The sequence below is a fragment of the Actinospica durhamensis genome (assembly GCF_018139695.1).
Classification (GTDB): Bacteria; Actinomycetota; Actinomycetes; order Streptomycetales; family Catenulisporaceae; genus Actinospica; species Actinospica durhamensis.
The window spans coordinates 1-15,435 of the sequence record NZ_JAGSOG010000032.1 but is presented as its reverse complement, the minus strand read 5'-3'; the positions used below and the strand labels follow the sequence as shown (position 1 = coordinate 15,435).

At 73.1% G+C, this 15,435-nt stretch carries 2 protein-coding genes; one reads left to right on the top strand and one right to left on the bottom strand.

What is annotated here, in order from left to right; translation table 11 throughout:
* Positions 1 to 19: 19 nt before the first annotated feature.
* Complete coding sequence (locus KDL01_RS09530) at positions 20 to 13,789, bottom strand: type I polyketide synthase (RefSeq protein ID WP_212528026.1); 13,770 nt, start codon at positions 13,787 to 13,789, stop codon at positions 20 to 22.
* Positions 13,790 to 14,078: 289 nt separating this feature from the next.
* On the opposite strand from KDL01_RS09530, the gene KDL01_RS09525 reads away from it, so the two are divergent.
* Positions 14,079 to 15,323 (top strand): pyridoxal-dependent decarboxylase, exosortase A system-associated, encoded by a 1,245-nt coding sequence (locus KDL01_RS09525; protein ID WP_212528025.1) that lies wholly within the window; start codon positions 14,079 to 14,081, stop codon positions 15,321 to 15,323.
* Positions 15,324 to 15,435: the final 112 nt, after the last annotated feature.

The window sequence follows — 15,435 nt, the reverse complement described above, 5'->3', positions numbered from 1 at the left end:
TCTCAGCAGGTCATGAATCTCAGGATCGTGCGTCGATGAAGGCGAACAGCTCCTCGTCCGAGTCCAGCCCGAGCCCGGCGGCCGGGACCTCGGCGACGGTCGGCAGGCCGAGCCGGTCGAGGGCGTCGCGCAGCACGGCCGCGAGCTGGTCGCGCTCGGCCGGCTGGATGCGGGAGAACCACGGGGTGACGCGGTCGAAGGTCTCCCGCAGCAGCCGTTCGGCCGCGACCGCCTCGCTCGGCACCAGTTCGTCGAGCAGGTGCCCGGCCAGCAGCGTCACTGTGGGGTGGTTGAACACCAGGGCCGCGGGCAGCCGCAGTCCGGTCTCGGCGCTGAGCCGGTTGCGCAGCTCCACCGAGGTCAGCGAGTCGATGCCGAGTTCGCTCAGGGGCGTGTCGGCGTCGATAGCGTCGGGCGAGCGGTGGCCGAGGCTGACGGCCACCTGCCGCCGGACGAAGTCGTGCACCACCGGTTCGGCGTCGGCGCGGCTGAGCCCGTCGAGCTGCTCCGCCAGCCCGCGCGAGGGCCCCTGCTTCGCCGCTGCCGGGGCTCGCCCGGCGGCAGACGTCGAGGTGCCAGACGTCGAGGTCGTCGCGGTACGCGGCGGACCGGCCAGATCCAGCAGCACCTCGGGCACGCTCTCGCCCACGGCCACCCTGGCCCGCAGCGCCGGCAGGTCCCACCGGGAGGCCACCAGACGCGCGTCGTCGCCACCCTGCGCGGCCAACGCGGCGTCCAGCAGGTCGAGCCCCTGACGCTCGGTCAGCGGAGAGATTCCGATCGCGGCGAGTCTGGCCAGATCGGTCTCGGTCAGCTGTCCGGTCATGCCGGTCGGCATCGACCACAGGCCCCAGGCGAGCGACGTGGCGGGCAGCCCGCTCTCGCGGCGGTGCTCGGCGAGCGCGTCCAGGACGGCGTTGGCGGCGGCGTAGTTCCCTTGCCCGGCCGTACCCAGCACTCCGGCGGCCGAGGAGAACAGGACGAAGGCGCGCAGCTGCTGTCCTTCGGTGAGCTCGTGCAGCAGCCAGGCCGCGTCGGCCTTCGGCCGCAGCACGGCGTCCACCTGATCGGCGGTGAGCCGTGCGACGACCGCGTCGTCGAGCACTCCGGCCGCGTGGACGACGCCGACGAGAGGCCGCTGCGCCGGGACGGAGTCGAGCAACGCGGCGAGCGCGGCCCGGTCGGACACGTCGCAGGCCTCGATTCGGACGCTCGCGCCCAAGCGCTTCAGCTCGGCGGCGAGTTCCGCCGCGCCGGGTGCCACAGGGCCCTGACGCGAGGTAAGCAGCAGATCCCTGACACCGTGGCGCTCGACGAGGTGAGCCGCGGTCAGCGCGCCCAACCCGCTCGTGCCGCCGGTGATGAGCACCGTCCCGCCGCTCAGGTCAACGGCAGAGGGATGGCTCGTGGTGTGCCGATGCACCCTGGGCACTGATACGCCGTCCGCGCTGATCGCCAGCTGCGGCGTGTACGCCTCGAGCGCTCCGGCGAGCAGCCCGCCCGCGCCCGGTCCGCCCGCCGAGAGGTCGGCGAGGACGAACCGACCCGGGTTCTCGGCCTGCGCCGAGCGAATCAGGCCCCATACCGCCGCCCCGGTCGGCGATTGCCGGTCGGTGAGGATCACCAGGCGCGAGTCGGCGAACCTGTCCTGCGCCAGCCACTGCTGGACCAGCTTCAGGACTTCGCCGAGCGCCGTGCGTACCGCGTCGACCGGATGCGGTCCGGCAGGCCACCCGAGGGGCACGGCCACCACCGAGGGCACCGGATCCACGAGCGAGCCGAGGTCGGGGTATGCGACCACGTCGATGCCGTCCGTCTCGAACAGGGCGCGCACGTCCCGGGCCTGCGGACCGGTGCCGACGAGCGCCCACCGCTGCTCGCCGGGCTCGATCCGCCGCGGCGCACTCGGCACGCCGACCCACTCGAGTCGGTAGAGCTCTGCGTTCCGCGCGGACGTCGCACGCAGCGAGAGTTCCACGATGTGGGCGACGGCGTTGCCGGCGGAGTCGGTGAGGGTGACGGCGTAGGCGTCCTCGCCGGTCGCGCGGAAGTGGGCGCGCAGCGTGGTGGCGCCGGTCGCGGCCAGCCGGATCCCCGACCAGGAGAAGGGCAGGCGGGGCCGCTCGGCCGGTTGCAGGGCAATGACATGCAGGGCGGCGTCGAGCAGGGCCGGGTGCACGGTGTGGTCGTCTACACCGGCCGTGCCCTCCGGCAGCGAGACTTCGGCGAACAGGTCCTGCCCGCGCCGCCAGGCTGCGGTCAGACCCTGGAATACCGGACCGTATTCGTAGCCCGCGTCCGCGAGCCGCGCGTACGCGCCGTCCAGGTTTAGCGGTTCGGCGTCTGCGGGCGGCCACGCGGTGAGCTCGGCGGGGTCCTCGGGTGCGGTCGTCGGCGGCTGGTCGGTCAGGGCGCCGCCGGCGTGGCGGGTCCACGGGGTCTCGCCGCCGTCTTCGGGCCGGGCGTAGATGTCCAGGGCGCGGCGGCCGTCGGAGTCCGCGGCGGCGACGATGACCTGGATCTGGGTGGGGCTGCCGGGAGTCAGGGCGAGCGGGGCCTGGATGGTGAGGTCCTCGACGTAGGGGTGCTCGGTGTGCCGGGTCGCGGCGTGCAGCGCGAGGTCGAGGTACGCGGTGCCGGGCAGCAGGGTCGTGCCGGCGAAGGCGTGGTCGTTGAGCCAGGGCTGCGCGCTGAGCGAGAGCCGCCCGGTGAGCACGACGCCGTGTTCGTCCCCGAGCACGGTGGCCGCGGTGAGCAGCGCGTGGTCGGTGGCGTCGAGGCCGTGCTCATCGGCCTTCCCGCTGTGAGCCGTGGCGAGCAGCCAGTAGTGCTCGTGCTGGAAGGGATAGGTCGGCGGGACCGTCGCCGGGGTAGCTGCGGTGGCCGGAGTAGCCGGGGACGCCGGGCCCGCGAACGTGGTCGTCAGGCCGTGGGCGTAGGCGTGGGCGAGAGCGGTCTGGGCCTGGCGCGGACCGTCCTGGCCGCGCTGCAGCGTGTGGTGCACCGCGGTGGGTGCGGCGTGGGATTCGAGGATCTCCTGCAACGGTGAGACCAGGCCGGGATGCGGGCTGGGCTCGACGAAGTGCGTGTAGCCGTCGGCGAGCAGGCGCTGGACCGTCTCGTGCAGCCGGACCGGCCGGCGCAGGTTCTCGTACCAGTACTCCGCGGTGAGAGTGGTCGTGTCGATCGACTCGGTGGCGACGGTGCTGTAGAAGGGCACTGACGCCGGCGACGCCTCGACAGACCCGAGGACCTCGAGCAGGTGCTCGCGCAGCGGCTCGACGTGGGCACTGTGGGACGCGTACGTGACCGGGATCCGACGATGCCGCACGCCGCGCTCGGCGAGTACGAGCTCGATGGCGTCCAAGCGGGACGCGTCGCCGGAGAGCACCGTGGACGCCAGGGAGTTCACCGCGGCCACCGACACCAGCCCCTCGCCGTGCTCCTCGAGCAGCGCCTGTGCCTCGGCGACCGGCAGCGCGGCGGTCAGCATGCCGCCCGTGCTGGTCAGGGTATTGATGGCCTGCGAGCGCAGGGCCACGATCCGCGCGGAGTCCTGCAGCGTCAGCGCTCCGGCGATGTGCGCGGCGGCGATCTCGCCCTGGGAGTGGCCGATCACCGCGTCCGGGGTGATCCCGTGGCTCTCCCACCACCGCGTCAGCGAGATCATCATCGCCCACAGCGCCGGCTGCACCACCTCCACCCGCTCCAGGCCGGGGGCACCGGGCGTCTGGCGCAGCACGTCCTCCACGTCCCAGCCGGTGTACGGGGCCAGCGCGTCGGCGCACTCGCGCAGCGCGGCGGCGAACACCGGCGAGGAGTCGAGCAGCCCGGCACCCATGCCGGCCCACTGCGAACCCTGACCCGGGTACACGAACACCCGCCGCCCGGCCACCGTGCGGCCGACCACCACCGCGGCCGACGGCGTACCGGCCGCCAGATCCCGCAGCGCCGCGGCCAGTTCCGCCCGGCCCTCGGCCACGACACCGGCCCGGTACTCGAAGTCAGCACGCTGAGCCAGGACTCCGGCGAGCCGCGCGGGCTCCGACTCCGGCTCGGCTGCGACGTGATCGGCCAGTCGAGCCCCGTAGGCCGCGAGCGCCTGCGCCGACTTCGCCGACAGCGTGATCGGCACGACCGGGGCCGTCCCCGCCTCGACCGGCTGGGCCACGTCGGCGAGCTCGGGCTCGGGCGCCTGCTCCAGGATCACGTGCGCGTTGGTCCCGCCGATGCCGAAGGAGGACACCGCGGCGCGGCGCGCCCGGCGTACTTCCGGCCAGGCGGTGGCCTCGGTCAGCAGCCGCACTGTCCCGGTCGACCAGTCCACGTGCGGCGTCGGCTCGTCCACGTGCAGCGTCTTCGGCAGCACGCCGTGCCGCATCGCCTCGACCATCTTGATCACGCCCGCGACGCCGGCCGCGGCCTGCGTGTGGCCGATGTTCGACTTGAGCGAGCCGAGCCACAGCGGCTGTCCGGTCGGGCGGTCCTTGCCGTACGTGGCGATCAGCGCCTGCGCCTCGATGGGGTCGCCGAGCTTGGTGCCCGTCCCGTGCGCCTCCACCACGTCCACGTCGCCGGTCGTCAGCCCGGCGTTGGCCAACGCCTGCCGGATGACGCGCTGCTGCGACGGTCCGTTCGGCGCGGTCAGGCCGTTGCTCGCGCCGTCCTGGTTGACCGCGCTGCCCCGGATCACCGCGAGCACCTCGTGGCCCCGGGCCCGGGCGTCGGAGAGCTTCTCCAGCACGATCAGGCCCACGCCTTCACCCCACGCGACCCCGTCGGCCGCCGCGGCGAAGGCCTTCGAGCGCCCGTCGGGGGCGAGGCCGCGCTGCCGGCTGAACTCCACGAAACTGCCCGGCGCGGACATCACGGTGGCGCCGCCGGCCAGGGCGAGATCGCATTCGCCGCCCCGCAGCGCCTGCACCGCGAGGTGGATGGCCACCAGCGAGGAGGAGCAGGCGGTGTCGACGGTGACGCAGGGTCCTTCGAATCCGAACGTGTAGGAGATGCGGCCGCTGGCGACGCTGCCGGTCGTGCCGGTGATGACGTATCCCTCGACGTCCTGCGGCACCTGGGCGGGCTGCGGGGCGTAGTCGTGGTACATCAGGCCCGCGTAGACGCCGGTCCGGCTGCCGCGCAGGGTACCCGGGTCGATACCGGCGCGCTCCACGGCCTCCCAGGAGGTCTCCAGCAGCAGGCGCTGCTGCGGGTCCATCGCCAGCGCCTCGCGGGGGCTGATGCCGAAGAACTCGGCATCGAACTGCCCGGCGTGGTGCAGGAATCCGCCGTGCCGCGCGTAGGAGGTGCCGGGGTGGTCGGGATCCGGGTGGTAGAGGTGGTCCAGGTCCCAGCCGCGGTCGGTGGGGAACTCGGTGACGGCGTCGACGCCCTCGACCGTGATCCGCCACAGGTCCTCGGGGGTGGCGACCTCGCCGGGATAGCGGCAGGCCATCCCCACCAGGGCGATCGGTTCGTCGGCGATGGTGGGCGTGTTGCTCGCGGTGGCTGCGGCGTCGGCCGTCGCGGTCCCGACGAGCTCGGCCTCCAGGTACGCGGCGACCGCGGCCGGGGTCGGGTAGTCGAAGACGAGCGTGGCGGGCAGGTACAGGCCGGTGGTGGCGCGCAGGCCGTTGCAGAGCTCGACTGCCGTCAGCGAGTCGATGCCGAGGTCGCCGAAGGCGTGGTCGGCGCGGATGGCCTCGGCACTCGCGTGACCGAGGACGACGGCCGTCTGCGTCCGCACCAAGTCCAGCAGCAGGGCACTGCGTTCTGCGGCGGCCAGCCCGGCCAGCCGCGCCGCCAGGGCGTCCACACCACTTCGGCCACCGGCGGCCGCCTGCCGGCGGGTGACGGTGCGTATCAGCCCTCGGAAGAGCCCGGGCAGTCGGCCGGCTGCCGCCTGGGCGCGCAGCGTGGCCAGGTCCAGCTTGGCCGGGATCAGCACGGGCGACGCGTCGGCAACCGCCCGGTCGAACAGCGGGATCCCGGTCTCCTCGGTCAGCCCGGACAGTCCGCTGCGGGCCCAGCGCGCCAGGTCGGCCTGGGACAGGTTGCTGGCCATGGCGCCGTCCTGCTGCCACAGACCCCACGCAAGCGAGGTGGCCGGCAGGCCCAGGTCCTTGCGGTGGCGGGCCAGGGCGTCCAGGAAGGCGTTCGCCGCCGCGTAGTTGGCCTGCCCGACCGTGCCGAGTACGCCCGCGATGGACGAGAACAGGACGAAGGCTGACAAGCTCGCGCCCTGGGTGAGCTCGTGCAGGTTCCACGCCGCGTCCACCTTCGGCCGCAGCACGGTGTCGATGCGCTCTGGCGAAAGGGCACTGACGATTCCGTCGTCGAGCACGCCGGCGGTGTGGATCACGGCGGTCAGCGGGTGCTCGGCGGGCACGGAGGCCAGCAGCGCGGTGAGCGCGTCCCGGTCGGCCACGTCGCACGCTGCGACCGTCGCCTCCGCGCCCAGCTCGCCGAGCTGCGCGACCAGTTCGGCCGCCCCCGGGGCAGCCAAGCCCCGTCGACTGGTCAGCAGCAGGTGCCGCACCCCGTAGCGGGAGACCAGATGGCGGGCGAAGAGCGCGGCCAGCACGCCCGTGCCACCCGTCACCAGCACGGTCCCCGCCGGATCGAACTCCAGTGCCTCGGACTGCCCAGCAGACGCGGGGACCCGGTCGAGCCGGGGGATCAGCGCGGTGCCGTCGCGCAGGGCGATCTGGTTCTCGCCGGTGGCCGCCGCCGCGGCGAGAGCGTCGCGGGAAGCGGCCGCGCCGTCGAGGTCGATCAGGGTGATGCGTCCGGGGTATTCGGTCTGCGCGGACCGCAGCAGCCCCCACACGGTGGCGTCCACGAACCCCGGCACCGACTCCCCGGGCCGCGCGGAAACAGTGCCCTGCGTGACCACGACCAGTCGTGAGCCCTCGAACTCCGGCAGGGAAACCCATCCCTGCACCAGCTCCAGCGCCTGCCGCGCCGCAGCGCGAGCAGCCTGCGGCACCGTGAGGCCCTTGTCGGAGGATCCTGCGAAGGGCGCGAGGACGAGTGCGGGTGCGGGACTGGCGACGGCCGCGAGGTCCGGGTGGACACTCGCTCCGGCCGCATCGCCCAGCACCTCGGCCACAGCCTCAGGCGTGCCGATGACGGACAGGGCGTCGGCGACAGGGCCGGTCTCAAGCGGGATCTGCGTCCAGGACTCGTACAGCAACGCGGCACCCGGCGCCGTCGCGCCGCTCAGCTGCTCGAGGGCGACGGGCCGCAGCGTGAGCGCGCCGATCTCGGCCAGCGGGGCGCCGGCCGCGTCGGTGACGAACACCGAGGTGGTGTCAGGGCCCGTCGGGTGCAGCCGGACGCGCGCCGTGGTGCCGCCGAGAGCGTGCAGTCGGGCGTCCGCCCAGGTGAAGGGCACTCGGGTGCTGCCGTCTGCGGCGAGCGCGGCCAGGACCAGCGGGTGGAGCGCGGCGTCCAGCAGGGCCGGGTGGATGCCGAAGCCGTCGGCACGGTAGGTCGGGTCAGTGATCTGCGGCAACTCGATCTCCGCGAGGACGTCCTCGCCGTGTCGCCACGCCGCGGCCAGGCCCTGGAAGGCGGGGCCGTAGGCATACCCGGCGTCGGCCAGCCGTTCGTAGGCGGCGCTGAGGTCCAGCGGCTCGGCACCCGGCGGCGGCCACGCGGCTGCCTCGGCGCCGGCGGACAGGCTCGGAGCGGGGGCGGTACCGGTCGGAGCAAGGTGGCCGCTCGCGTGCCGGGTCCACGGCGCCGGATCCGCGTCGGCCTGGGCCGAGTGGGGCCGGGACTGGACGGTCAAGGTGCGCAGGCCCTCGGTATCCGGTGCGCCCACGACGACCTGGAGCTGAACCCGGGCCCGACCCATCAGGGCCAAGGGCGCCTCGATCGTCAGCTCCCGGACGTCGTACGCGTCGAGCTCGTAGCCGTCGAGGGCCTGGGCGGCGTGCAGGGCCAGGTCGAGGAACGCCGTGCCTGGCAGTACCGTCGTCCCACCGATGGTGTGGTCGGCCAGCCACGGGTGAGTCGTCAGCGAGATCCGCCCGCTGAGTAGCACGCCCTGGTCGTCCGGCAGCGCAGCGGAAGCGGCCAGCAGCGCATGCCCCGTCGTGTCCAGCCCGAGGCCCTCCGCGCTCTGCGTGGCCGGGGCGCTCAGCCAGTAGTGGCTGCGCTGGAACGGATACGTGGGCAGGTCGAAGGGGGCTGCGACGGTCTGTGTGGACGTGGACTTGGGCAGGTGGCCGCCGGTCCAGGCCGTGGCCAGCGCGGCGGCGAAGCTGCGGGCCTCGGGCTGCCTGGGGTGCAGCACGGAGGCGGTGACCGGCGCGGTCAGCGTCTGGCGGGTGAGAATCGTCAGGGTGGAGTCGGGGCCGAGCTCGAGGTACGTGGTCACGCCCGCCTCGTGCAGCGTGCGCAGACCGTCGGCGAAGCGCACCGGCTGCCGCAGATGCCGCGCCCAGTACTCCGGGGACGCCAACTCCTCGGACGTAGCCGGCCGGCCGGTGACGTTGGAGACGATCGGGATCGTGGGCACCCCGTAGGTCAGCCGCGCGGCCTCGTCCTGGAACTCGGCCAGCGCGCTGTCCATGTGCGAGGAGTGGAAGGCGTGGCTCACCGCGAGCGGCCGGACCTTGCGTCCCCGCTGCTTCCATTGCGCGGCCAGGGTTCCGACCGCATCGCGGTCGCCGGAGACGACGGTCGTGGTGGGGGAGTTGAGCCCGGCGATCGCCACGCCCTCGGGCAGCGTGGCCAGGATCTCGGACTCGGTGGCCTGAATCGCGGCCATGGCTCCGTCGTCCCGGGCGGCCTGCATCAGCCGTCCGCGCACCGCCACCAGCCGAGCCGCGTCCTCCAGCGACAGCACTCCCGCCACGTGCGCGGCGGTCAGCTCGCCGATGGAGTGGCCGATCAGGAGGTCCGGGACCAGCCCGCGCCGGGTGACCAGCCGGTAGAGCGCGGTCTCGATCGCGAACAACGCAGCCTGCGTATACCGCGTCTGATCCAGCAGCGCCGCCTTGGCCGAACCCGCCTCGGCGAACACGACCGTCTCCAGCGGCACCGGCAGATACTCATCTAGGGCCTGGCACGCCGCTTCGAAGGCCTCTGCGAACACCGGCTCGTTCCGGCACAGCTCCCGGCCCATCCCGAGCCGCTGGCTGCCCTGGCCGGTGAACAGGAACGCCAGCTTGCCATCGCGGGTCGCGACCCCCGTCACCAGGCCGCCGTTCCTGCCGTCCCGTGCGAGGGCGGCCAGCGCCGCGGCCAGTTCGGCGCGGTCCGCGGCCACCACGGCCGCGCGGTACTCGAAGTCCGTGCGCCGGGCCAGTCCTGCCGCCAGGTGAGCTGGCTCCACCTGCGCGGAGCTCTCGACGTGGGACAGCAGCCGTCCTGCGTAGGCGGCCAGTGCCTGCGGCGACTTGGCCGAGACCGGCACGGTCACCAGGCTCTGCGGCCGAGCAGGGACCTGCGACTGGACCGGTTCCGGCTGCCGGGGCTCGGTTTCGGCCTCCACCTCGGGCGCCTGCTCGAGGATCAGGTGCGCGTTCGTCCCGCTGATACCGAACGAGGACACCGCCGCCCGCCGCACGCCGGTCTGCGGCCAGGCGACCGTCTCGGTCAGCAGCTGCACGGCCCCGGCGGACCAGTCCACGTGCGGCGTGGGCTCGTCGACGTGCAGGGTGCGCGGCAGCAGCCCGTGCCGGATGGCCTGCACCATCTTGATCACGCCCGCGACGCCGGCCGCGGCCTGGGTGTGCCCGATGTTCGACTTCAGCGATCCGAGCCGCACCGGCCGGTCGGCCGGACGCTCCTGCCCGTACGTGGCGATCAGCGCCTGCGCCTCGATCGGATCGCCGAGGCTGGTGCCGGTGCCGTGCGCCTCCACCACGTCCACGTCGGCCGTGGTCAGCCCGGCGTTGGCCAGCGCCTGCCGGATCACCCGTTGCTGCGAGGCACCGTTCGGCGCGGTCAGGCCGTTGCTCGCGCCGTCCTGGTTGACCGCGCTGCCGCGGATCACCGCGAGCACCTGGTGGCCCTGGGTGCGGGCGTCCGAAAGCTTCTCCAGCACGACCAGGCCCACGCCCTCCGCCCAGCCGGTGCCGTCCGCGCCGGCCGCGAAGGACTTGCAGCGCCCGTCCGGGGACAGCCCCTGCTGCCGGCTGAACTCCAGGAACATGCCCGGGGTCGCGAGCACCGCCACGCCACCGGCCAGCGCCAGCCGCGCGTCACCGGTCCGCAGCGCCTGGGCCGCCAGGTGCAGGGCGACCAGTGAGGAGGAGCACGCCGTGTCCACCGTGACCGCCGGACCCTCGAGGCCGAGGGTGTAGGCGACGCGACCGGAGATGACGCTGTTGGAACTGCCGGTGAGCAGGAAGCCGTCGTGGCCCGGGGCGCCCTCGGCCAGCCGGGGGCCGTACTCGTCGGCACTCGCCCCCGCATACAGGCCGACGGGTCGGCCGCGCAGGCTCGCTGGGTCGATCCCGGCCCGCTCCAACGCCTCCCACGCGGTCTCCAACAGCAGCCGCTGCTGCGGGTCCATCGCCGTGGCCTCACGCGGGCTGATGCCGAAGAAGGCCGGGTCGAAGTGGCCCGCGTCGGGCAGGAAGCCGCCGTGCCGGGTGTAGGCGGTGCCGGTGTGGCCGGGCTCGGGATGGTAGAGGCCTTCCACGTCCCAGCCGCGGTCCGCCGGGAACGGCCCGATCGCGTCGATCCCCTCGGCCGCGATCCGCCAGAGCCCCTCCGGTGTGTCCGCGCCGCCGGGGAACCGACAGGCCATCCCGATGATCGCGATCGGCTCGTCCACCTCAGCCGTCCCACCGGCACTCGGGGCCGCTGCGGCGCCAGACTCCGGCTCGCCGGACAGGCGCTGGTACAGCGCGTCGACCAGGTCCTCGGGAGTCGGGAAGTCGAATATCACGGTGGAGGGCAGCGCCAGCCCCGTCAGGACCTGGATACGATTGCGCAGCTCGACCACGGCGACCGACTCGAAGCCGAGATCCTTGAAGGTGCGGGACGTCTCGATCGCCGAGGAGTCGCCGTTGCCGAGGATGGAGGCCACCGCGTCGGTCACCAGCTCCCGCAGCTCGCGCCGCGACCGGGCCGGCGTCCCCGACTCCTTGGCATCAGGCACGAGCGAAACAGAGGCCGAGGACGCGGCGGGCGTGGCGAGCACACCGCTCAGCCAGTACCGCTCCCGCTGGAAGGCGTAGGTGGGCAGATCGGTCAGGCGCGCGCCAGGCAGGACGCAGTACACGTCCAGGTCCGTGCCGCCCGCCACGTGGTGCTCGGCGGCGGCGCGGCGTACCCGGTCGGGTCCGCCGTCGTCGCGGCGCAGCGTCCCGATGGTGGCCGCCGGCCGCTCCGCCTGCTCGGCGGTCTCGCCGATGGCGCCAAGCAGCACCGGGTGGGGGCTGCACTCCACGAACCGGGCCGCCCCGTGCTCAAGCGCGTACCGGGTGGCCTGCGCGAACAACACGGTCTGACGCAGGTTGCTGAACCAGTACTCGGCGTCCAGCTTCGCGGTGTCGATCGGCTCGCCGGTCACACTGGAGATGAACACCGCCGGAACCGACACCGGCCTGATCGGCGCGAGCTCTTCGAGCAGACGCTCGCGCACCCCGTCCACGGCCGCGGAGTGAGAGGCGTAGGCGACCGGGAGGATCTTGGTACGGTGGCCGGCCGCCACAAACTCGGCCTGCGCGTCGGCCAGGTCGTCCGACGGACCGGACAGCACCACGGCGCGGGGGCCGTTGACGGCCGCGACGGTGAGGGCCGGCCTGCTCGCCACGACGTCGAGCACTGTTTCGTACGGCGCCCCGACCGACATCATGCCGCCGCCGGAGAGCTCTCGGATGGCCCGGATGCGCAGCGCGACCACCCGTGCCGCGTCGGCCAGGCTCAGCGCCCTGACGACCGTCGCCGCGGCGATCTCGCCCTGCGAGTGCCCGAGCACGGTCGTCGGCTCGACCCCGTGCGCACGCCAGACCTCGGCCAACGACACCATCACGGCCCACAACGCAGGCTGCACGACGTCGTCGCGGTCCAGCCCCGGCGCGCCGGGTGCCTCCCGCAACACGTCGAGCAGCGAGAAGTCGATGTACGGCTCCAGCGCCTGCGCGCACTCGGCCAGCCGCCGCGTGAACGGGCCGGGACTCTCCAGCAGAGCGCGAGCCATGCCAGGCCACTGCGAACCCTGTCCGGGGAAGACCAGGACGTCGCCGCCCTCGATCCGCTTGCCCAGCACCACCGATTCGCCGGGCCGGCCGTCGGCGAGCGCGTCCAGACCGGCCAGCAGCTCGGTCCGGTCCTCGCCGAACACGACGGCCCGGTACTCGAACCGGGAGCGGGTGCGGGCCAGCGACGCGGCCACGTCGGCCGGCGCCGCCTCCGGGTGGGCGCCCAGGTGCCGGGACAGAGCTCTGGCCTGGGCAAACAGAGCGGGCCTCGAGCGGGCCGAGAGCAGCACCGGGACGTCGCGGACCTGCGCCGCGCCGGGCTCAGTGTTTTTCGGCACTGATACGGGCGCCTCGGCGAGCACGAGGTGGCAGTTGGTGCCGCCCATGCCGAAGGAACTGACCCCGGCGATCAGCCTGCTGTCGGGAGCTGGCCACGGCCGCGCCGAACGCACCACGTCGAGGCCGAGTTCGGGCAGCGGGATCTCGGGTGGCGGGGACTGGAAGTTCATGCTGGGCGCGAGCGCGCGGTGGCTGAGGCTCAGCACCGTCTTGAGTAGACCGGTGGCGCCGGCCGCGCCCTCGAGGTGGCCGACGTTGGTCTTGACCGAGCCGACCAGCAGCGGCCGCTCGGCCGGACGGTCGGTGCCGAGCACCGCGCCCAGCGCCGCGGCCTCGATCGGGTCGCCGACACGGGTGCCGGTGCCGTGCAGCTCGACGTACTGGACGTCGGACGGGCGCACCCGGGCCTGGCCGCAGGCCAGCCGGACGACGTCCTCCTGCGCGCCCTGGTCCGGAACCGTGAGACCCGCGCCGCCGCCGTCGTTGTTGACCGCGCCGCCGAGGATGACGCACAGCACGCGGTCGCCGGCGAGCAGGGCGGCCGAGAGCGGCTTGAGCACGACCACGACACCGCCCTCGCCGCGCACGTAGCCGTTGGCCCGGCTGTCGAAGGTGTAGCAGTGTCCGTCCGAGGAGAGCGCGCCGAACTCGCCGATGGTGGCGCTCGTCTCGGCCAGCAGGTTCAGGTTCACGCCGCCCGCCAGCGCCAGATCCGTCGTGCCCTGACGCAGGCTTTCGCAGGCCATGTGCACCGCCACCAGCGACGAGGACTGGCCGCAGTCCAGGGTCAGGCTGGGGCCGCGCAGGCCGAGCAGGTAGGAGACCCGGTTCGCGATCAGGCTGCGCTGGGCGCCGGTGAGGGTGTGCCGGGTGGCGGCCTGGCCGTCGAGCTTCTGCTGCAGCAGCGCGTAGTCGCCGTTGATCGCGCCCACGAACACGCCGGTCCGGCTGCCGCGGATGCCGGCGGGGGCCACCCGGGCGTGCTCCAGCGCCTCCCAGCACAGCTCCAGCATCAGCCGCTGCTGCGGGTCCATCGCCGCCGCCTCGTGGGCGGAGATCCCGAAGAACGCTGCGTCGAAGCGGCTCACGTCCCGCAGGAACCCGCCGCGCCGGTACCGGGTCAGGCCCTCGTCCGGCCAGCGCCCCTCGGGCACCTCGGCGACGGCCTGCCGGCCGCCCTCGAGCAGCTGCCAGAACTGCTCGGGATTCGCCGCTCCGGGAAGCCGGCAGGAGGCGCCGACGACCGCGATCGGTTCATCGGCAGTGGACGCGTTTCCGGTGGACATTCACTCACCCGCCATCACAGTAATCTCACGGCTGAAAGCCGGTCGAGATATCAAGTCGGATAACGACGTGGACCAGCGATTCCTGATTCTGCATTGGCCCAACGGTGCGGTCAACGTGCAAAAGCCCTGGTACCGGCGCCAGCAAAGCGACTGCAACTAGCTGTCGCCGGGGGGCCGTTGACATCGGGGGCCGATCGGCACAAGCCTGAAATCATGCAAGAGGACTGCGGGATGAAGTCGCACGCCGACACGTCCCGAGAATCCTTATAACGTCGGGACGAGGGACGCGATGACGAGTACGAGCACGAGTACGAGAGAAATCACCGACGTACCGTTCGCGCGCGAGAACGGGATGCTCACCGTGGGCGGCGTTCCGCTGGATCTACTCGCCGAGCGCGTGGGCGCCACCCCGTTCTTCGCCTACGACCGAGACCTCCTCACCCAGCGGGTCCGCGCAGTCCGTGGAGCGCTGCCGGCCGGGATCGAGCTCAGCTACGCCGTCAAGGCGAATCCGATGCCCGCGCTGCTGCACCACATGAGCACGCTGGTGGACGGCCTCGACGTGGCCTCCTGCGGCGAGCTGCGCAAGGCGCTGGACACCACGGTGCCGGCCCGGCGCATCAGCTTCGCTGGACCCGGCAAGACCACCCCGGAGTTGCGCCAGGCGGTCGCCGCCGGGGTCACCCTGGAACTCGAGTCGCAGGGGGAACTGCGCCGGATCCGCGCGGTGAGCCGGGATCTCGGCGTGCCGGCCAGGGTCGCCGTGCGGGTCAATCCCGACTTCGCCGTGCGCGGCTCAGGGATGCGCCTCGGCGGTGGCCCGCAGCAGTTCGGCGTAGACGCCGAGCAGGTCCCAGCACTGCTGGCCGAAATCGGCAGCGCCGGCGACGTCGAATTCCTGGGCTTCCACATCTTCGCCGGCTCGCAGAACCTCGAGGTGGAGAGCATCTGCGCCGCCCAGCGCGCCACCGTAGACCTAGTCGCGGCACTGGCCGACGCGGCCCCCGGCCCGGTCCGCTACCTGAATCTGGGCGGCGGCTTCGGCATTCCATACGCCGACCGCGACAAGCCGCTCGACCTCGGCGCGATCGGCGAGAACCTGGCCGACCTGATGCAGGACACCATCACGCGCCGACTGCCCGAGGCCCGCGTGGTGATCGAACTCGGCCGCTACCTAGTCGGCGAGGCAGGCGTCTACGTGACCCGCGTCGTGGACCGCAAGCAGTCCCGCGGCCGGACCTACCTCGTCGTCGACGGCGGCCTCCACCACCAACTCGCCGCCACCGGCAACCTCGGCCGCGCCATCCGCCGCAACTACCCGATCGCGGTCGCCAGTTCCGCCGGCCCCGAGACCGAGACGGTCAACGTGGTCGGCCGCCTCTGCACACCCCTAGACGTGCTCGCCGACAAGGCCGACCTGCCCCCAGCCGAGATCGGCGACCTGATCGTCCTGTTCCAGGCCGGCGCATACGGCCTGACCGCCAGCCCCACCGCATTCCTCGGCCACCCCGATCCGCCCGAGGTCCTGGTCTAACCAAACGACCATTCCGATCCCCCGTCAGCGCTCGCAGGCGATCGGTGACCCGGGATCGGCTGCCGGGTCATATCGCCGCGCCGGATCGGCGCGGCAAGCCCAGGAGTCTGTC